Genomic DNA, 20,295 nt, shown 5'->3' with positions numbered 1-20,295 from the left:
CTTCGGGGCACCGTTTAGAATTGACTGCGGTTTCCGCAATCTGTCTTCTTGGGCTTGCTATTTGGTTTTCAAAGACCGAGTCGCTTGTTGTTGCCGCGACTTTCTGTTACCTTGCGCTTCTCAGCTGCACCCCATTCAACCTCGGGGGCCGCATTCTTTATTTCGAGGCGGCTTTTCTGTCAAGTGGCCGTTGCCACTCCGCTTCACCGCTTCGCCTCGTTGGGAGGTAACATCGCGCCGGAGCGCCTTGTTTCTTCCTTTTGAGGAGGGGCGCGGAACCTACTTCGCTTCCGCATCCCGTGTCAACTCGCTTCGTCGACTCGCTTCTTCCCGCCGATTCGACCTTGTCGCCAGTGCGACTTCCGCCGTTTCGGAGGGAGGCGGCTTCTACCACCACCGCGTCTCGAGTCAACTTGCTTCGTCGACTTCGTATTTCGTCTGTCACTGCTTCGTCCGGGGGACTCCGTCGCCAGTGCGACTTCACCTGTCCGTTCGAGGGGGCGCGGCTTCTACCACCGCCGCGTCGGGAGTCAATCACCTTCGTCGACTCTCTCTTCCCTCCAGCTCGACCTTGTCGCCAGTGCGACTTCCGCCGTTTCGGAGGGAGGCGGCTTCTACCACCGCCGCGTCGAGAGTCAACTCCGCTTCGTCGACTCCTTATTCCGTCTTTCAGATCAGCCAGGGGACTTCGTCGCCGCTGCGATTCCGCCATCCCCGACCGAGAGTGGGGCTACCGCCCCACCATCCATCCAACCCGCCGCTCCCAACCCTTCGCTCGGAGGCCTGCAGCGCCGTTGCGCCAGCCCGTCGTGCGAAGGGAAGCGATACCTAACGCTTTGTTGCCTGGCCGTCAAATGCTCAATCGAGCCGGATGATCCGCGGAAGCAGCTCAGCGTCGGGTTCAGCAGGACAACCCTCGAGAGAACGCGGGCTCTTCCCCACCCAGGAGATTTCCAGCACCGGCTAGCCCTGGCTGGGTTCCTCCTCGCACGCGCCTCGTGACGGCCCTCTTCCGCCGTCACTCCCGTGAGACTGACGCACACGCGGTGTCAATCTCTTCGAGGACATACAAGAAAGCTCACCACTCGCCGGGCAGGCCCACCGCCTGACCCACGGACGTCCGGTGAGCGCTCAGGCGGCCCCTTCCAGCGGGAGCACCGCTGACCCATACACGGGCGCTCCTGCCCGCTACTCCTTCTTGAAGACCACGTAGCCGGCCGAGGGGATGTTCACCTTCGTGATGCCCCCGCTCAGCGTCGCTCCGTAGTTGCCGAAGTTGTTCCCCCCGTACACCGCAGCGTCGCTGTTCAGCACTTCCTTCCATCTCCCCGGCGGCAACGACAGCGGGTAGCCCTCCAGGTTCTTCCGGTTCAGGCTCCCCACCACGAGGTACTCCTCGCGCCCCGCCTTGCGCGTGAAGGCCACCACCGAGTCCTCGTCGTGCGTGTACACCCGGTGCACCTCCGCGTCCGCCCGGAAGGCCGGGCTCGAGCGGCGCAGCGAGATCGCATCCCGGTAGAAGTGGAAGCTCTGCCGACGAGTGATGTCCAGCATCGCCTCCGTCCTCCGCTCCGCCGGCATCGCCGCCAGGCTCTCGAAGACCTTCCGGTCCTCTGGCGACAGGCCCTGGTACTCCCCGTCCTTCACCCGCGCCTCCGGTGCCACCGTGAAGAGGCGCTCGTAGCTCGCCTTTCGCGCGTCGTTGAACGTCACCTTGTCCCAGTCCCAGTCCTTCCCCAGCGACTCCCAGCTCCAATCGCTGTCCCACGTGGACGGGTTGCCCCACCGGAAGTCGTTCTGCGCTCCGAACTCGTCCCCCTGGAAGAACATCGGGATGCCCGGGCCCGCCATCCCCATTCCCCCAACGAACCGCGCCGCGCTCCTGGACCACTGGTCCGGGAAGTCCGTCGGCCGCTCCCCTTCCGCCGTGTTCATCGTCCGCTGCGCGTTCCCCACCTCGTCATGATTCGAGATGATGGTCAGCGCCTTCTTCCACCCATCCAGCCCTCGCGGGTTCGTCATCATCGACATGAACGCGTCCATGTCCGTCTTCCACCCGCGCGCCGCCGCCTGGATCAACCCCGGCTTCCCATTGTCATTCACCAGCCGGTGCTGGAACTCCGTGTACCACTGCGCGTCGAAGCCCCCTCCCGTGCCGTCCTTCTGCACCGGCCTCGAGATGCTCGGGTCGTAGTCGAACTGCTCCGCCACCGTCCACGCGTCCGGGTTGAAGAAGTGCACCTGACGGTTGATCTCCCGCAGCAGCTCCCACCCGTCCTTCCCCCCTGTTCCCTTGATGGGCTCGGTGAAGTCGAAGCGCAGCCCGTCGAAGTGCAGTTCCTGCACCTGCGCCACCGCGTGGTCCACGAAGAACTGCCTCACCTTCGGGTTCCAATAGGCCGGCACCGCTCCCCACGGCGTGTCCCGCTGCTCGAACTTCCCCGGCTCCTTCGACCAGTTGAAGTACGGGTTCTCCGCTCCCCCCAGGTTCCACAGCCCGTTGTAGTCCCCGTGCACGTGGTTGTAGACCACGTCCGAGATGACGTTCAGCCCCTGTCCGTGAGCCTCGTCGATGAAGCGCTTCAGCGCCTCCGTCCCGCTCACCCACCTGCCGTCATTGTCCTCGAAGCCCAACGCGCTCTCCACCGCCAGGCTGTTCACCCCCAGGTAGCCCCAGTTCCGGCTCCCCTCCACCTCATTCACCGGCAACAGCTCCAGCGTCGTCACCCCCAGCTTCTTGAAGTAGTCCAGCCTCGCCCCCACGTCCTCCAGCGTCGAACGGTCCCCGTTCCCCGCCTCGCCCAGGAAGCTCCCCACGTGCAGCTGGTACACCACCCACCTGCTCGGGTCCTTCTCCCTCGGCGCTCCATCGTTCTTCCACGTGTAGCTCGCTGGATCCGTGATGACCGAGCCACGGAACGTCACCCCACTCCCCTCCGTGATGACGTCGCTCCAGGGATCGTTGTGCGGTGACATCAGGCGCTCCCCATCGCTCAGCCGCCCATCCCTGTTCCCGTCATCCCGCAGCCGCAGCTCGCCCTTCGCGTCCCGCTCGTAGACCTGAAGCTCGTAGCGCAACCCCACCAGCTTCCTCGGGTCGTTCACCAGCGCCGTCCACGCCCCCTCATGATTCGTCATCCGGATGCGTCCATCCGGCTCGACGCTCCTCGCCCAGAAGTCGTTGAACTTCCCATCACGCAGCTTGTCCACCAGCGAGGCGTCGAAGTCCCCCAACCGCTTCCGCAGCTCCTCCCCGGTCAGCCGCCGGCCACTCTCGTCCTTCAACACCAGGTACGCGACGTGCCCGTCCTCCTCGTCGTCGATGTCGAAGCGCATCAGCTCGACGTTGTCCGGCGCGTAGCGGTTCACCTCCTTGCCCGTCTTCGCGTCCAGGTACATCCGCGACAGGCCTCGCTGCTCGCCCATCATCTCCCACGCATACGGGTCTGGCCGCTCGCTCGTCGCCCCCGCCGAGTCCACCACCTCGTAGACGTACGACTTGCCCACCAGCTCCTTCCACCCGCCCTTCACCCTCGCGGACCAGTTGCCCTCCTCCTCCCGCTCCATCGGGAAGCGCCGCACCCGCCCCTCGGGGTCCGTCACCTTCACCTGTACGCCCCTCGCGTTCGGCGCCCAGAGCTTGAACGTGGCGTCCGCCCCAGAACGTCTCGCCCCCATCTCGTGGTACGTCGTCGGCGCGTACGTGCTCGTGGGCTTCTTCAAGTCCAGCTTCAGGTTGCCCTCGCCCATCACCGCCCACTGGCCCTTGCCCGCGGGGCCGTCCGCCATGACTCCCCACTCCCAGTCGTGCGGCTGGCCGTCGTCCAGCACGTCCACCGTCACCGCCCACCTGCCGTCTCCCAAGGACTTCATCGGGAGCGGGCGCTCGCTCCACTGCGCGCTATAGCGGCCCGTCGTGTCCCAGCTGCCCTTCACCTGAAGGTTCGTGAGCTCGCCGTGCGGTCCCGCGTCATAGACCAGCGTGACCGAGCGCTTCACCGCAGCGCCCGCCGCGAGCACGTTCTTGTTCGCGCCAGGAGTCTCGTTCTCCTCGCGGCTGCTCGCGCGGGTCTCGCTCCTCGAACCGGGCCTCGTACCCTTCGGCGGGTCGTTGATGCTGGAAGTGCTCATGATCGTCTCCTCCGGCGCTTCAGGCCCGGCACAAGGGGGACCCCTCGCGTCTCGGGTCACCCTTGATCAGAGTCTCTTCCAGTCAGAAGTGATGCGGTGCTCGGCTCACCCGCTCCATCGCCCCCACTGTGGGCTTTCGTTCATCTCTCACCCCCAGCCCGGCCCCTCCGAGCTCGCCGAGTGCCCTTCATCCAACCCCTTGAAGTCTCCCCTCCGCACCCGAAGCGCGAGCTTCTCCGCCTCGATTTCACCTCTCGTGCGGCACCGCAACAGGCGCAACAGCGAGACCGGTGGGCACCACCCCGTCAGCCCGTACTGCAGCAACAAGCCCGCCACCACTCCCGGCAACACCAGCCACTTCCGGTCCCTCGTCGCCCCCAACACCAGCCCCACCAACGACCACGCCGCCGCGTTCACCTGCAACGACCGCTCGAGGTCCCACTCGCGATCCAGTTCCTCCAACCGCTCCTCCACCTCGTCCAGCGGACGGCTCGCATAGCGGGCCATGCGCTCGCGTGCCTCCCGCAGGATTTCCTCGTTGGCCCTCTCCGGTCCGTGGCGGCGCACCCGGTCGTACCGGGGCTCGAGGAGCTGCTCCAGCCTGGCATCCATGCCGTAACCTCCCTGAGGAACATGGGCGTCCCGCCGGAAGGTGGTACCTCGCGCAGACCGCGCCAAGGCGACCCCGGGCACGAGAGTCTCCCCGGCCCAAAAGACGAGCGGGCCACGGGAGTGACTCCCCGCGACCCGCTCGGACTTCAACGCTCCGCGACGACGCTCTGGCTACCGACGACCCTTCACTTCGTCATCGGCGTCCTTGATGACCCGCTTCGCGTCCTCGATCTTCTCCTTCACGTTGCCCTTGAGGGTGTCCTTCTTCCCCTCGGCCTCCAGCTCACGGTCTCCCGTGGCCACGCCCGCCGTCTCCTTCACCTTCCCCTTCAGCTTGTCCGTCCACTCACCCATGGCGTGCCTCCTTGTGTCCCTGTCCAATCACCGACACGCCAGAAGCTAGGTACGGGGGTAACCACAAACACCCATCGAGGGCTCGTCCGCATGAGTGCCCTCCATCCATCACTCCAGCACCTGGGAGCCTTCCGCATCCAGCCGTCGTCCCTAGCGTCGCTCCTCATGCTCACGACGCTCCCTCGCCCTCCTCTTCGCTGGTTGCCGCTGCTCCTCACGCTCGCCTGCTCGTCCAGCTCCGCTCCGTCCTCGGTGCGCGAGTCCCCGAACACTCCCGGACAGGAGGCGCGCGTCCCCACGCCCCAGGTCCCTCCCACCCAGGCCCAGGTCCGCGCCGTCTCCGCGGAGAACAACCTCGTCCGCCCCGCCAGACGAGACTTCAACGACGAGCGCCTGCGCCAGCTCTCCGTGCGCCCCGGCTTCAGCATCAACGTCTTCGCCCAGGGCCTCACCAACCCGCGCGTCCTCGCCGTCCGCCCCGATGGCACCGTCTACGTCACCGAGCGCGAGGCCGGCCGCGTCACCCTCCTGCGCGACACCAACGGCGATGGGCGCGCCGACCAGCAGACCCCCGCCCTCACCGGGCTCGGTCAGAAGGACAGCGGCGTGCACGGGCTCGCGCTGCGCGGCAACCAGCTCTACCTCGTCACCGTCAAGCAGCTCTACGTCGCGGACATCCGTCCCGATGGCACACTCGCCACGCCTCGCGAGCTCACCGGCGACCTGCCGGATGGCGGCCAGCACGGCAACCGCACCCTGGCCTTCGGCCCCGATGGCAGGCTCTACCTCTCCGTCGGCAGCACCTGCAACGCCTGCGCGGAGACGGACCCCGAGCACGCCACCCTGCTGCGCGTCGACCCCACCACCGGCGCCCGCTCCGTCTTCGCCAAAGGTCTGCGCAACACCATCGGCTTCGCCTGGCACCCCGCCACCGGCCAGCTCTGGGGCATGGACCACGGCTCCGACAGCCGCGGCGATGACTTCCCTCCCGAGGAGCTCAACCGCCTCGAAGAGGGCGGCGACTACGGCTGGCCCTTCTGCGCCGGCAAGCAGGAGGTGGACCCCTTCGTCTCCGCCGAGCCTCCCAATGACCTGGCGCGTCCCGACTACTGCGCTCGCACCAAGCCGTCCACGCTCGAGTACCAGGGCCACTCGGCGCCCATGACGCTCACCTTCTACACGGGCTCCCAGTTCCCCGCCGAGTTCCGCAACGACGCCTTCCTCGCCCTGCGCGGCTCGTGGAATCGCAACCCGCCCACCGGCTACAAGCTCGTGCGCATCCGCTTCGACCCGCAGGGCAACCCGCTCGCCTTCGAGGACTTCGTCTCCGGCTGGCTCCTCGAGGACGGCCGCGCCCACTTCGGACGACTCGTCGGCACCGCCGTGGCCACCGATGGCTCACTGCTCGTCACCGACGACACCAACGGCATCATCTACCGCATCGCCTATACCGGCGGCTGAGCTCCACCGGCGGCGCAGTGAGCGGAACGGGCCTCGATGCGCCGCAACGGCGCTCCGGCCAGCGCGAGCGGCCCCCTGAATCCATCAAGGCCCGCTCCACTCGACCGCGAACATACGCCAGCCTCGAGGTTAAAAATACGCCAGGCCCGACGGACGGGAAGCCCGACACCTCCCGCCCGCCAGGCCCGCGCCTCCTTACCCCAAGGAGTCCTTTGGACGATCTCAGCCGCAGATCGTCTCGAGCATGATGCGGCACACCTCGTACGGGTCGCAGTTGGCCGCCGGACGACGGTCCTCGAAGTAGCCCTTGCCGTCGTTCGCCGTCCCCAGCGGGATGCGGATGGACGAGCCACGGTCGCTGACGCCGTACCGGAACACGTTGATCGGCGCCGTCTCGTGCAGGCCCGTCAGGCGCTCCGTGTTGTGCGCGCCGTACACCTGGATGTGCGCCTCGTGCCGCGCGCGCAGCTTCTCGCACGCCGCCTCGATGACCTTGATGCCGCCCGCCTCACGCATCGCCTTCGTGCTGACGTTGGTGTGGCAGCCCGTCCCGTTCCAGTCACCCTTCACCGGCTTCGGGTGCAGCGTCGCGCTGATGCCGTACTCCTCGCCCATCCGGTACAGCAGCCAGCGCGCCAGCCACAGCTCGTCCGCCATCTCCAGCGGAGAGAGGGGGCCAATCTGGAACTCCCACTGCGCGGGCATCACCTCGGCGTTCGTGCCGCACAGCTTGATGCCCGCGCGCAGACACGCCTCGGCGTGCGACTCCACCAGCTTGCGGCCGAACACCTCGTCACTGCCCACGCCACAGTAGTAGCCACCCTGCGGCGCCGGGAAACCCTTGTCCGGCCAGCCCAGCGGACGGTTGCCCTCGAAGAGCGTGTACTCCTGCTCCATGCCGAACCACGTGTCCTCGGACGCGTGCTTCTCCGCTACCGCGCGCAGCGGCGCCCGCGTGTTGCTCCAGTGCGGGCTGCCATCCGGATTCATCACCTCGCACAGCACCAGGATGTCCGACGTCCCCGGCCGCAGCGGGTTCGGGATGTAGCGCACCGGCCTCAGCAGCAGATCGCTCTTCTTGCCCTCGGCCTGATAGGTGCTGGAACCGTCGAAGCTCCAGTCCGGCAACTCGGAGACGCTCCGGACCTCCCCCTCCAACACCTTCATCTTCGACCGCAGCTTCGCCGTCGGCTTCTGCCCGTCGATCCAGATGTACTCCGCCATCACCTTACGCATTCAACTTCCTCCACATGTGCCTCTACAGAGAGAGGTCGGGTCTCTCGGCGGTCCTGGCGGACCGCCTGTCTCGCCGACTCTCTTTTGCAGATGCGGTGCCAACGGCCTCGCCCGGCGGAGGGCTCGACGGAAACCCTCGAAATGAGGGGGACCCGGCCTCGCGGGCCCCTCGGAGGGCCTCTCGAAGCTCCGACAATTTTGTAGGATATGCGCGTGCTTCCCACGAAATTGTAGGAAGTGCCCCGTCGTTCCGAGGGAAGAGGGACGGGCTCCCACCGCTCGCGCCCCCCGGATGATGGAAAGACGACGGATGCCACCCCTCCAAGCGCCGGGTCCTGGACACCTTCCGGTGGGCCCGCTCTCAGGACTCACGACAACCCCACCTACAATTTCGTAGCTCTTTGGCCCGAAGCCGACAAAATTGTCGGAACCGCTCCGAGCCCCCTCGGAGACCCGTTCCGCAGGAGCAACACACGATGGCGAAGCGAGCAGACGAGCAGCAGGGCCGGCAGCCTCCCGCCCTGGCCAGCCTCCTGGAGGTCAGCCAGGCCCTGGCCGGCGCCAACGATCTCAAGGCGGCCCTCCACCGTGTGCTGGAGCGGCTCGAGCGCTACCACGGCGTCGTGCGCGGTACCGTGACACTGAAGGATCCCAACGCCGACGACCTCTACATCGAGGCCTCCATCGGTTTGAGCGCCGAGGGTCGCAAGGCCCGCTACCGGCTCGGCGAGGGCATCACCGGCCGCGTCGTCCAGAGCGCCAGGCCCATCGTCGTCCCGGAGATCAGCCGCGAGCCTCTCTTCCTCCACCGCGCCTTCCGCGGCCGCAAGGACGGTGGCCCGGAGTCCTCCTTCATCTGCGTCCCCATCCTCCTGCACCGCAAGCCCGTCGGCGCCCTCGGCGTGGACCTGCTCTTCGACAAGGACCGCGACTACGAGGAGGAGACCCGCCTCTTCAGCGTCATCGCCTCCATGATCGGCCAGGCCCTCGCCGCCCACCGCCTCCTGGAGGATGAGCGCAAGAAGCTGCTCGAGGAGAACACCACCCTGCGCCAGGAGCTCCGCGAGCGCTACGACTTCTCCAACATCATCGGCACCAGCGGCCCCATGCGCCAGGTGTACGAGCAGATCCACCAGGTCGCTCGCACCACCACCACCGTCCTCATCCGCGGCGAGTCCGGCACCGGCAAGGAGCTCATCGCCCACGCCCTCCACTACAACTCCACCCGCGCCAAGAAGCCCTTCATCCGCGTCAACTGCGCCGCCCTCCCCGAAACCCTCATCGAGTCCGAGCTCTTCGGCTACGAAAAGGGCGCCTTCACCGGCGCCCAGGCCCGCAAGCGCGGCCGCTTCGAGCTCGCCGAGGGCGGCACCCTCTTCCTCGATGAGATCGGCGAGGTCAACCCCACCACCCAGGTGAAGCTCCTCCGCGTCCTCCAGGAGCGTGAGTTCGAACGCGTCGGCGGCACCGAAACCCTCAAGGCCAACGTCCGCCTCATCGCCGCCACCAACAAGGACCTCGAAACCGCCATCTCCGAGAAGTCCTTCCGCGAGGACCTCTACTACCGCCTCAACGTCTTCACCCTCTTCATCCCCCCCCTGCGCGAGCGCAAGTCAGACCTCCTCCTCCTCGCCGACCACTTCGTCGCCAAGTACTCCCGCGAGCACGGCAAGAACATCCGCCGCATCTCCACCCCCGCCATCGACATGCTCGTCAGCTACCACTGGCCCGGTAACGTCCGCGAGCTCGAGAACATCATCGAACGCGCCGTCCTCGTCTGCGATGGCAATGCCATCCACGGTCATCACCTCCCGCCTACGTTGCAGACCGCCGAGGCCTCCGAGACCGTTACCAGTACCTCCCTCACCGACGCCGTTCAGCAGTTCGAAAAGGATTTGATCGCCGATGCCTTGAAGACCACCCGCGGCAATCGCGCCAAGGCCGCTCGGCTCCTTCGCACCACTGAACGCATCGTCAATTACAAGGTCTCCAAGTACGAGATCGATTGCTCTCGGTTCCGCTCGTAGGGAACGGAGATGCGGCTCGTGACTCGGGTGAAACCCGGGTTCTCTCTATACCCTCACCCCGTCCCTCTCCCAGAGGGAGAGGGGTTGTGTTGGGGTTGTGTTGGGTACGGCGCCCTCAGTTGTTTCTTGCTCGCTCCAGCGCCCGCTCGACTTCCCTTTCCAGCTCGTCCTCCCCTCCACCCCTCGGCTCCGCCTTTCCCTCTCTCGGCGCCAACCACGGCTGTCTCAGCTGCTCGCTCGTCTCCACCGCCAGCCTCGTCGCCCTCTCCGTCAGCTTCAGGATTCCCTGCGCATCCACCACGTTCGTCGGATCCAACTGGTCCAACGGTGTCTGCTCCAGTCTCCCCAGCGACATCCTCTCCAGCTTGAACCCCAGCAGCTCGTCCCCCACCTCCACCCTCACGTGGTCGATGAACAGGCCACGGTCCGCCAGCAGCTCATCGAAGTTGAACGTGCTCGCCGAGTTCGCCAGCGCGCAGGCGAATCTCTCCTCCAGCAACGCCTGCACCTCCTCCGAACGGTTCGCCCTCGCACACCCCACCTCCCTCGCCACCCTCAACACGTCCTCCGGATTCCTCTCCACCTTCACCAGGAACGTCGCCCTCACATCCACTCGAATCCCGTCCCGGCACGACAGCCCCTGCCCTCCCCTCCTCTCCACCACCACCTTCCTCACCGACAGGTCCAACACCTCCGCACGATCCACCATCGGCCACACCACCGCTCCCCCAAAGCTCACCCGCGTCGGCCTCGCACCTCGTTCGATGACCAGCGCCTCCCCTGGCCCCACCCGGCGATAGCCCATCCTCATCGCCACCGCGCAACACACCCCACCGGCCACTACCGCACCGGCAATCGCAAACAGCACCGGAGTCTCCACGTGGGCTCGGCTCCTGGAACGAGGGAGTCCCAACTCCACCACGCCCCGCTCCCCTCGCGCCAGGGCAGCCCTTCTCTCCCCTGGTGTAGCCTGTTCACCATGCGTCCTATCGACATCTGCTCCGCCGTGCTCGTCTCCACTGGCAACCGCGCCCTCCGCGAGCCATCGAAGACCCGCTGGGATGCCGTCGAGGAACTCATGGGCCTCCGTCTCCGCTACCACAGCCCCTTCGAATCCCGCGTCACCCTCGTGGACCCCGGCGGCGAACACCTCTCCTTCGAAGAGTGGTTGGAAAACCGCCCCTCCCCCTCCGCCCGCCTCTGGCTCGCACCCTTTCCCCCAGGCGGCGCCTCCGACCCTACCCTGGCCAGCCTCGACCCCGAGCTCCGCGACGCCATCGGCAACGGCAGCCTCGGGTTCCTCCTCTACTCGGATGGTCAGCGCATCGAGCGCTTCGTCCCCCGCGAGGTGCAGCCCCTCCTCCATGACATCGCCGGACCCCAGCTCCACGCCTTCATCCTGAGCCGCAAGAACGCCTCCGGCCTCACCGAGCTCCTCGCCCGCGAGCTCAACCTCGGACTCGAGAGTCTCGAGGCATACCTCTCCGCCCGCTCTCCCCACGAGATGCAGGACATCGTCGAGCGCTTCATGTCCACTGGCGCCATGGTCGAGTACGCCTCCTCCGGCGAGGCCCCTCCAGACCCTTCCGACGTGGAGAGCTGGAACGCCTTCTTCTCCCCCTCTCCCGGCACCTCCAGCCTCTCCTTCGAATTCCTCTACGCCGGCTCCGGCTCCGAACAGGACCTCGAGCTCGACCTCGCCTCCGCCCGCGAATCCCTCACCAACGCCCTCGAGGCCATGCGGGACTTCTCCCAGAAGCAGGGCCTCCGCTCCTGGTCCAAGCTCTTCCGCCGCGCCCTCCTCCGCCTCTCCCTCGAACCCCAACCCCTCGAGGACCTCTCCGAGCTCCTCCTCCTCAACGGGCTCCCCTCCCCCTCCATCCAACTCGCCCTCTGCGCCGCCGCCTCCGATGTCTTCGGCGGCATCGGCGCCTGGAACGACCTGGACTTCCCTGGAGAGGCCGGCGACACCTACCGCTCCCTCTCCGCTCGCCTCCTGTCCGCACTCCGCACCGCCCTGCGCGCCAGTCTCAACAGCTCCGCCCTTTGAGCCTCGGGGCCTTCGACGCTCGGGAACACGGGGCTGAACACGGGGCTGTATACCCTCACCCCGACCCTCTCCCAGGGGGAGAGGGAGTGGTTTTGGAGTGGGGGTTGGGGGGTTGGGGGGTTGGGGTTGGCGCTGGCTACTCCTTCTTCGCTTCCTTCCTCCGACTCATCACCTTCTGCAGCTTCTTCATCTTCTCCAGGATCAGGCCTCTCTTCAGGTTCGACAGGTGATCCACGAACACGTGCCCGTCCAGGTGATCGATCTCGTGCTGCAGCACGTGCGCCAACCGACCCTCCGCCTCCAGCTCGTGCCACTCCCCCGCTCGGTCCTGGTACTTCACCTTCACCTTGTGGAACCGCGGCGTCTTCTCGTACTGGTCCGGCACCGACAGGCACCCCTCCTCCAACGTCACCGGCCCCGATTTCTCCAAAATCTGCGGGTTGATGATCTCGAAGAACGTCCCGTCCTCCCTCCCCACCCACGAACACCTCAGCGACACCCCCACCTGGTTCGCCGCGATCCCGATCCCCTCCGCCTCCTTCATCGACTCGAACATCTCCTCCAATAACTTCGTGAGCGTGTCCCCGAAGTCCGTCACCGGCTTCGTCTGCGTGGTCAGCACCTTGTTGGGCCAGATGACGATGTCGCGAGCCATACCGTTTCTCTTTCTCCCTGCGTGTTCGCGCGTGAAGGTCCCTTCTACACCGGGCACGCCCCCGCGCGAGCCCCCGTGTGCGCCTCCTGTTTCCGCCTCGACTCCCAGAGATAGCGCACACGCGGCGTCCGTCTGTTACACACGCCCCATGCACCCTCACGCCCAACTCCTCACCGACTTCTACTCCGCCTTCCAACGCCGCGACTCCCAGGCCATGGCCGCCTGCTACCACCCCGACGCCGAGTTCTCCGACCCCGCCTTCCCCGGCCTCCGCGGCGCCCAGGTCTCCTCCATGTGGAAGATGCTCTGCGAGCGCGGCAAGGACCTCGAGCTCTCCTTCCGCGACGTCCAGGCCGATGACCGCACCGGCCGCGCCCATTGGGATGCCCGCTATACCTTCAGCGGCACCGGCCGGAAGGTCCTCAACCGCATCGACGCCGAGTTCGAATTCAAGGACGGAAAGATCCTCCGCCACACCGACCGGTTCGACTTCTGGACCTGGTCCCGCCAATCCCTCGGCCCCGTCGGACTCCTGCTCGGGTGGTCTCCCTTCCTGCGCAACAAGGTCCAGGCCCAGGCCCGCGCCTCCCTCGTCAAGTACATGCAGGAGCGCGGCATCACCTCGGCCTGAGGGCGCTGTCAGGCATGCTCGGGAGACACCGACGTCTCCCGTTTTTCGCTCGGGCCCTCCACCGGCAGCTCGAGCGTGAAGGTCGCTCCCCGACCCGGCCCCTCGCTCGTGCACGACAGGTGCCCGCTCATCTCCTCGGCCGAGAGCGCGCTGATGTGCAGCCCGAAGCCGTGCCCCGTCTTCTTCGTCGTGAAGCCCTGCGAGAAGAGGCGCGTCAGGTTCTCCGACGCGATGCCCAGGCCATTGTCGGCCACCTCGATGATGAGCCGTTCTCCTCCCTCACTCAGCCGGATGCGGATGGTCAGACGCTTGTCCGGATTGCCGCTCTCCAGCAGCGAGTCCCTCGCGTTGCTCAGCAGGTTGATGAGAATCTGCAACAACTTGTGCCGATCCACGAAGATGGGAGGCACCTCGCCGTACTCCCGCTCGATGTGGATGCCCTTGCGCTCGAACGACGCGGCGTTCAGGCGCAGCGCCTCCTCGATGAGCTGAGGCACCGGCAGCCGCTCCACCACCCCCGCGGCTCGCGCGTTCTGCTGCTGCATACTCACGATGGACTTGATGTGCTCGACACTCTCCATCAGTGAGTTCAGCTCCTTGCGCATCAGCTCCCGCTCCTTCTCCAGCTCCTCCGACAGGGTGATGAGGTAGCTGGGGAGCGTCAGACCGCGCGAATCCGTGGTGAGGAAGGTGCTGAAGTCCGTGGAGTGCTCGCGCAGCAGGCTCGCGGTCTTGTGCAGGCCAGACACCCGCGAGTGACGCAACTGGTCGTTCAGCAGCCCCGCCGAGATGTTGACGCTGTTGAGCGTGTTCCCCACGTTGTGCAGCACCCCCGTGGCCACTTCCGCCATGCCCGCGTAGCGGGAGACGTCCACCAGGTTGCGGTGCATCTCGCCCAGCCGGGTCTCCACCAGCTTGCGCGCCGTGATGTCCTTGCTGAAGATCGTCATCCCCGTCACCTGCCCGTCCTCGCCGATGATGGGGCTCATGGAGACATCCAGGACGATACGCACGTCCCCCTGCGTGTAATCCTCCTCGAACCGCACGCGCTGCCCCGCCAGGCACTTGTCCAACATCGGATCCCACCGCGCCTGCACCTCCGGAGAATTCGGATAATAGAGCCGCTGCCCGGGGACGAGCTCCTTCCCCTGGAACATGAGGTAGGTCCGGCGCAGCGCCGCATTGGCGGTGATGACGCGCTTGTGCGTGTCGAGCGAGCACACCAGGTCCTCGGTGCTGTCGACGAGGGTGCTCAGCTTGCCTTCACTCTCGCGCAGGGTCTTCAGCGTCCGCTCGAGCGCTTCCTGGGCCGCGGCATTCGAGGAACTGTTCAGCGCGCTCATCACCCACACGCCCAGCAGGGAGACCGCCGCGGTGACGTGCATCACCGTCAACTCATGCAGGGGGATGGCGCTGTTGTAGATGGGGAGCTGCGCCCGGTAATAGGGATGGACAAACCCCACGGCCACGAAGAGAAAGAGCGTGATGAGCAGGCCCAGGCGTGGCCCCAGCAGGTACACCGCACAGCAGGGGATCAGCATGGACACGGCGTGGAAGCCCCCCTCGGGGTGGCTGCTCAAGAAGACGGCCGACAGGTGTCCCACCGACACGCTCATGCACAGGATCACCGCCGGAAGGGTGAGAGTGCGGGCCCTGCGCGCCTGCAGCAACGTCACGACGTAGTACACGACCGTGACGAGCGTGGAGGCCTCGGAGCGCGTGAATGGCACGGCCAGCAGGTACAGGACCGAGAACGTGAGCGAGAACAGGGTGGCGCCGATCAGCACCCGATGGCGGAGGAGCTGGGTGGGAGGCGCCTTTCGCAGGTGCTCCGACAGGAACCAGTCCAGCAGGGGCGTGAGCCAGGCGTGCGGCCTTCGCCGGCCGCCGTCCGGCTCCGGCGGATTCGCTGCCCCAGGTGCTACGCTCCTCGGCTCAGATATGCTCGTCATCCACGTGCCTCCCCAACCAGGGGAGGACCCCAGTCACGAGAACGTTCCAGGGCAAGTCTGATCAAAAGCGGCGGAGGTTTGAAGTGACGGGAGACCCGCCGGGGCGGCGGGCGGTCGCCAGTGAAGCCCCTATCCTCCCGGAGTACGAGAGTCGAGCCAGTGAAGCAGCTCGGCATCGAACAGGCGGCTCTCCTCGAGCTGCGGCGTGTGACCGCTCCTGTCGAACACCCTCACCGTCAGGTCACGGAAGTGCTCCCTGTAGGGGGCCCAGGCCGAGTAGGGCGCCACCAGGTAGTCGAACCGTCCCATGGCCAGGAAGACGGGGAGGTCGAGCGCGTCCAGCCCCTTCGTGATGTCGATGTCCCGGAAGACCTCGCCAAACACGTGGTCGAACATCGTCATGTTGACGTGGACGCCCTTCCACAACTCCGTGGCGTCGAACTCGGGGTCGTACCAGCTCCGGGCCCCCATCCGCAGACAGTAGGTGATGAAGCGCCTCTCCGGTGCCGCGGCGATCTCCCCGGGAAGCAGCTTCAGGTCCCTCTCCTGCTTCGCCTTCCGCTCGGGGCAGACCGCTTCCTCCCAATACTGCTCCTTCAACTGATTATGGGCGGCGCCGTGACTCGGGCCCGTGCAGATCATCACGACGTGCGAGACATGCCGCGGATACTTCTTGGCGTACTCCAGCGCCATGTACCCGTGCCCGGAGTGGCCGATGATGATGACCTCGTCGAGCCCCAGGTGCTCCCTCACCCGCTCCACATCGGCGAGCAGGAGGTCCAGGGCATACTCCGACGCCGGCTCCTCCTTCGAGGAATGGGCGAAGCCCCGATGATCGACGAAGACGAGCCGCAGGGACCGCCGCAGCTCGTCCGAGAAGGTCCTCGGGTAGTAGAGCGCGCTGCCAATCACGATCGCCGGCCTGCCACTTCCTTCCATGGAGTAGTGGAGCTCGAAGCTTCCGGAACGAACCGTTCCGCGCTCCACCCCGCCCCCGGGACTTTCGAGTCTGGACATGACATTCACCTCGAGCTGCGTTGTCTGGCCGGTGCGACGTTCCAGCATGTCCCGGCCTGACAACCGCTCCTATTCCGTTGGCGATCCTCGCACCTGTCGTGAGAACTTCGCCGCGTATCCGCGTAAACGCGGGAAAGCGAGGATTCGATGTACAGCAGCACATGGAGATGGACGAGCAGGGTGCTGGGAGTCTGGCTCGGAGTCTGGCTGGCGGCCGGCTGCGGACAGTCGCCGGGGGTCACGGAGGAGCAAGGCTCACGGAGCGCGCCCGTGCGGGCCTGGTCGGCGCAGGCACGGCTCGCCACGTCGACGGACCACTCCCTGGCCGTACGCCCGGACGGCACCGTCTGGGCCTCGGGCTACAACATCTCCGGCCAGCTGGGCGATGGCACCACGACGACTCGTTACACGCCGGTGCAGGTGACCGGCCTGAGCGGTGCCGTGGCCGTGGCCGCGGGCGCCAACCACTCGCTGGCCGTGCGCTACGACGGCACCGTGTGGGCCTGGGGCGAGAACGCCCAGGGCGAGCTGGGGTATGGCGCCCCGAACTGGCAGTCCCAACCGATGCAGGTGCCAGGACTGAGCAGCATCGTCGCCATCGCCGCGGGCCGGAGTCACTCGCTGGCCCTGCGCTCCGATGGCACCGTGTGGGTCTGGGGCTCCAACGCGTACGGCCAGCTGGGCGATGGCACCACGACGACTCGTTACACGCCGGTGCAGGTGCCGGGCCTGAGCGGCGTCGTCGCCATCTCCGGTGGCAGGTACCACTCGCTGGCCGTGCGCTCCAACGGCACCGTGTGGGCCTGGGGCTCCAACTCGGATGGCCAGCTGGGCGATGGCACCACCACCCAGCGCCTCGCGCCGGTACAGGTCCAGGGCTTGAGCGGCGCCACCGACGTGTCCGCGGGCTCCTACCACTCCCTGGCCGTACGCTCCGACGGCACCGTGTGGGCCTGGGGCAGCAACTCCTGGGGTTTGCTGGGTGATGGAACCGGGCTCAAGCGCCTCACGCCGGTGCAGGTGCCAGGGCAGAGCGGAGTCATCGCCGTGTCCGCGAGCCCCAACCACTCCCTGGCCGTGCACTCCGACGGCACCGTGTGGGCCTGGGGCGACAACATGTACGGCGAGTTGGGAGATGGCACCCGGTACACGCGCACCACGCCCGTGCAGGTCCTGGAGTTGAGTGGGGCCCAGGCCGTGGCCGCGGGCATGTACCACTCGTTGGCGGTGTGCGCCGACGGCTCCCTGTGGGCCTGGGGCGGCAACGGAGGCGGCGTGCGTGGAGACGGGAGCAGGTCCTATCGCTCCTCGCCCCTGCAGGTGCCCGCCCTGAGTGGAGTCAAGACCGTGGCCGCCGGCAACGAGTACTCGCTGGCCATGCGCTCCGATGGCTCCCTGGCGGCCTGGGGAAACAACTCCTGGGGTCAGCTGGGCGATGGCACCCAGATCAACCGCTCCGCGCCGGTGCAGGTGCCAGGGATGAGTGGAGCCGTCGCCAGCGCCACGGGCTCCTCCCATTCCCTGGCGATGCGCTACGACGGCACCGTGTGGGCCTGGGGCTACAACTCCGATGGTGCGCTGGGTGACGGCACCCAGCTCAACCGCTCCGCGCCGGTGCAGGTGACAGGGCTCAGCGGCATCGTCGCCATCGCCGCCGGCTCCTTCCATTCCCTGGCGGTTCGTTTCGACGGCACCGTGTGGGCCTGGGGCGACAACGCGTACGGCCAGTTGGGAGACGGCACCAACACCCGCCGCTCCACCCCCGTGCAGGTGCCAGGACTCAGCGATGTCGTCGCCGTGTCCGCCGGCTACTACCACTCGCTGGCCCTGCGCTCCGACGGCACCGTGTGGGCCTGGGGCGACAACTCCTCCGGCCAGCTGGGCAACGGCACCACCACCAGCCGCTCCACCCCCGCGCAGGTGTCAGGACTCAGTGGAGTCAGCTCCGTGGCCGCGGGCGCCAACCACTCCCTGGCCGTGCGCTCTGGCGGCACCGTGTGGGCCTGGGGCTCCAACGCGTACGCCCAGCTGGGCGATGGCACCACCACCCGCCGCTCCACCCCCGTGCAGGTCCAGGCGCTGAGCGGAATCGTCTCCGTGGCCGCGGGCAGCACCCACTCCCTGGCGGCGCACTCGGACGGCACCGCGTGGGCCTGGGGCGCCAACAACGAGCGGCAGTTGGGAACCACGGACGTCTCGGGCAACTACTCCACGCCCGCGCGCGTGCCGGGGTTGAGCGGAGTGGCGACCGTGGCCGCCGGCGTCAACCACTCGATGGCGCGCAGCTCCGATGGCACCGTCTGGTCCTGGGGGAGCACCTCCCTGGGCCAGCTCGGCAATGCGCCTCCCGCCATCGCGACCAGCCCCGTTCGCTCGTTGCTGTACTGAGCCCATCGCCCGACGCGCAAGGCGCCTCCCGCCGCCCTCCGACGCATGGAGGGCGGGGGACACCTATATGGAGTTCCCCGCCTGAGCCCTCCAGGGGACTCCGAGAGACAGGCACGATGACAGTCAGCCGAGGGACTCGCGAGCTGAAGCGCTTGCTCCAACAGGCCGTCGATCTCCGCGGCCTCGACCTGGAGGGCTTCCGCCACTGGCTCACCCAGCAACTGCCCTTCTGGGAGTCGGACCCCGCCTTCATTCAGCGCGCCAGGATCCGCGACCTGCGGCGCGCCCATCCCGAGCTCCGTGCCCTGGAGCGGATGTACCGTCGCGCCACCGCCGCGGATGAGGCCTCTCCCCAGGGCGCACGCCTCCTCCAGGTGGAAGAGGAACTCGCCAGGACCGGCAAGGCCCTCGCCGGATTGAGCGCCGCGTTGGTCCGGGCCGAGCCAGCAAAGCAGCCCGACCTGCGGCGGAAGCTGGATGCCTTTCAGGACAGACAGCGGGAACTCCAACGTGAGCAGGCCCTGCTGACCCGAGAGAGCCCTCCACGCCAGGAGCTGCTCCGGCTCCGCGCGGAGTTACAACAGCTCCGCTCGCGCCTCGGGCTCGAGCGCGCGGAGGGTGACCTCGCCGAGCTCTTGCTGCACCAGGGCCAGCGTTCCGGGCACTCGGGTGGCTCCTTCGAGCAACAGGCCCTCACCCTCACCTGGCGCTTCATCGTTCCCGAGCTGCTCGGGAGAGCGCGGACCGCGGACGCGACGCGCCTCCGGGTCCTCACCGGTGTCGGTCTCGGTGCCGCTCGGACCGAGCTCGACCAACTGCTCATCCGCCTGCCACGCCGCCCCGAGCAGCCCGTGGAGGTGCTGGCCCTCATCGAGGTGAAGCGCAACCTCAATGACCTGGCCCATGGCTTCCGTCGCCGTCAGGAAAACCTCGCCTGGTTCACCGGCGAGAGCGGGCACTACGACCCCTCGCAGTATCGGACCCGCTACTTCCGCTCCGGTCACTTCGACCGTGAGGCCGTGCATGAACAGGACGGCCAACGGTTCGTCTTCGCTCGCGGCTCCTTCCGGCTCTTCCGGCGCGAGCCCGGCCTCGGTCCGTTCCTCCGCCGCCTGTACTTCATCACCCGGCCTGGCACTCTCTCCGGAGTCTCCGCCTCGGCGCTTGCTCGCATCCGCCACCGCGTCTCGACCGAGGAGCGCTGGCTCCTCCAGGACGACGACTCCCTCCTCGAGCTGCTTCGCTGGTGTCAATCCCTGGCTGAACCCCTGGAGACTCCCGACGTCCTACGGCTTTATTGCTCGGTTCCAGAGCGCAGCCGACAGGTGCTCGTGGTCCACCGCTCCTGAGCATCCACAGGCGAGAATACCGATGCCACTACCCTCACCCCCCGCCCTCTCCCAGAGGGAGAGGGTGCATGCGAAATACACTCAACTCCACTTGCGCTGCTGGTTTCGCTCGTTCTTCTCCCGGAATGCCTTCTCCAGATCCACTCCCACCCGGTTCGAAATCGCCAACAGGTAGTTGAAGACATCCACCAACTCCTCCGCCAGGTTGGCTCGCGCCTCCTCCGTCGGCGTTCCCGCCCCCTCGTCGAAGAGCTTGTTGTAGCGGCGCACCGCCTTGAACAACTCCCCCATCTCCTCCCCCATCAGGAAACAGTTGTGCACCAGGTCCACCTTCAGCCACCCATGCAGCGTCTCCAGCTCGTGGATGTAGCTCTGGTAGTCCTTCATCGTCGCGCCTTCGGGGAGTTTGATCATGTCTCCCTTCCTCGCTGA

Annotated in this window: 15 protein-coding genes; 6 read left to right on the top strand and 9 right to left on the bottom strand. The window is 67.0% G+C overall.

All coding sequences use genetic code 11. The features are described from left to right. Positions 1–1,188 precede the first annotated feature (1,188 nt). From JRI60_RS02515 to JRI60_RS02505, 3 genes are all read right to left on the bottom strand, one after another. Positions 1,189–4,131, bottom strand: coding sequence for an alpha amylase C-terminal domain-containing protein (locus tag JRI60_RS02515; protein ID WP_204224240.1), 2,943 nt, complete (start codon positions 4,129–4,131; stop codon positions 1,189–1,191). Between the two features lie 147 nt (positions 4,132–4,278). Continuing rightward, positions 4,279–4,743, bottom strand: coding sequence for a YgaP family membrane protein (locus tag JRI60_RS02510; protein WP_204224238.1), 465 nt, complete (start codon positions 4,741–4,743; stop codon positions 4,279–4,281). A 171-nt stretch (positions 4,744–4,914) separates the two neighbouring features. Further along, entirely contained in the window at positions 4,915–5,097 is a 183-nt protein-coding gene (locus JRI60_RS02505) for a CsbD family protein (protein WP_204224235.1), read from the bottom strand. 165 nt (positions 5,098–5,262) lie between these two features. Between JRI60_RS02505 and JRI60_RS02500 the strand changes: the two genes are divergently transcribed. After that, a complete protein-coding gene (locus JRI60_RS02500; RefSeq protein ID WP_204224233.1) occupies positions 5,263–6,558 on the top strand; it encodes a PQQ-dependent sugar dehydrogenase in 1,296 nt (431 codons plus the stop codon). 222 nt (positions 6,559–6,780) lie between these two features. Here the strand turns inward: JRI60_RS02500 and glnII are convergent, their stop codons facing one another. Next, positions 6,781–7,794: a glutamine synthetase GlnII gene (gene glnII, locus JRI60_RS02495; protein ID WP_204224231.1), complete on the bottom strand. Its 1,014-nt coding sequence runs from the start codon at positions 7,792–7,794 to the stop codon at positions 6,781–6,783. 476 nt (positions 7,795–8,270) lie between these two features. On the opposite strand from glnII, the gene JRI60_RS02490 reads away from it, so the two are divergent. Beyond that, entirely contained in the window at positions 8,271–9,821 is a 1,551-nt protein-coding gene (locus tag JRI60_RS02490; RefSeq protein ID WP_204224229.1) for a sigma-54 interaction domain-containing protein, read from the top strand. A gap of 115 nt (positions 9,822–9,936) precedes the next feature. Here JRI60_RS02490 and JRI60_RS02485 read toward each other — a convergent pair whose 3' ends face one another. After that, complete coding sequence (locus JRI60_RS02485; protein ID WP_204224227.1) at positions 9,937–10,689, bottom strand: SPFH domain-containing protein; 753 nt, start codon at positions 10,687–10,689, stop codon at positions 9,937–9,939. A gap of 111 nt (positions 10,690–10,800) precedes the next feature. Between JRI60_RS02485 and JRI60_RS02480 the strand changes: the two genes are divergently transcribed. Beyond that, positions 10,801–11,871, top strand: a complete 1,071-nt coding sequence (locus tag JRI60_RS02480) for a hypothetical protein (protein WP_204224225.1) — start codon at positions 10,801–10,803, stop codon at positions 11,869–11,871. A gap of 136 nt (positions 11,872–12,007) precedes the next feature. On the opposite strand, the gene def is transcribed toward JRI60_RS02480, so the two are convergent. Next, positions 12,008–12,526, bottom strand: coding sequence for a peptide deformylase (def, locus tag JRI60_RS02475; RefSeq protein WP_204224224.1), 519 nt, complete (start codon positions 12,524–12,526; stop codon positions 12,008–12,010). 148 nt (positions 12,527–12,674) lie between these two features. On the opposite strand from def, the gene JRI60_RS02470 reads away from it, so the two are divergent. Further along, positions 12,675–13,157, top strand: coding sequence for a nuclear transport factor 2 family protein (locus tag JRI60_RS02470; protein WP_204224222.1), 483 nt, complete (start codon positions 12,675–12,677; stop codon positions 13,155–13,157). An 8-nt stretch (positions 13,158–13,165) separates the two neighbouring features. On the opposite strand, the gene JRI60_RS02465 is transcribed toward JRI60_RS02470, so the two are convergent. After that, the gene (locus JRI60_RS02465) at positions 13,166–15,109 is read right to left on the bottom strand and encodes an ATP-binding protein (RefSeq protein WP_204224220.1); all 1,944 of its coding nucleotides are present in this window, start codon (positions 15,107–15,109) and stop codon (positions 13,166–13,168) included. 129 nt (positions 15,110–15,238) lie between these two features. Then, positions 15,239–16,126 (bottom strand): alpha/beta fold hydrolase, encoded by an 888-nt coding sequence (locus JRI60_RS02460; RefSeq protein WP_204224218.1) that lies wholly within the window; start codon positions 16,124–16,126, stop codon positions 15,239–15,241. A gap of 147 nt (positions 16,127–16,273) precedes the next feature. Here JRI60_RS02460 and JRI60_RS02455 point away from each other — a divergent pair, with 147 nt between their 5' ends. Together JRI60_RS02455 and JRI60_RS02450 are read left to right on the top strand one after the other, a co-directional pair. Further along, positions 16,274–18,514 carry an RCC1 repeat-containing protein gene (locus tag JRI60_RS02455; protein ID WP_204224216.1) on the top strand — a complete coding sequence of 747 codons (2,241 nt, stop codon included), beginning with the start codon at positions 16,274–16,276 and terminating at the stop codon, positions 18,512–18,514. A 116-nt stretch (positions 18,515–18,630) separates the two neighbouring features. Beyond that, positions 18,631–19,863: a hypothetical protein gene (locus JRI60_RS02450; RefSeq protein ID WP_204224214.1), complete on the top strand. Its 1,233-nt coding sequence runs from the start codon at positions 18,631–18,633 to the stop codon at positions 19,861–19,863. 81 nt (positions 19,864–19,944) lie between these two features. Here the strand turns inward: JRI60_RS02450 and JRI60_RS02445 are convergent, their stop codons facing one another. Beyond that, positions 19,945–20,277, bottom strand: coding sequence for a MazG nucleotide pyrophosphohydrolase domain-containing protein (locus tag JRI60_RS02445; protein WP_204224212.1), 333 nt, complete (start codon positions 20,275–20,277; stop codon positions 19,945–19,947). Positions 20,278–20,295 lie beyond the last annotated feature (18 nt).

Origin of the sequence: Archangium violaceum, assembly GCF_016887565.1 — a bacterium.
Classification (GTDB): domain Bacteria; phylum Myxococcota; class Myxococcia; order Myxococcales; family Myxococcaceae; genus Archangium; species Archangium violaceum_B.
This window is presented reverse-complemented; position numbering and strand designations above follow the sequence as displayed.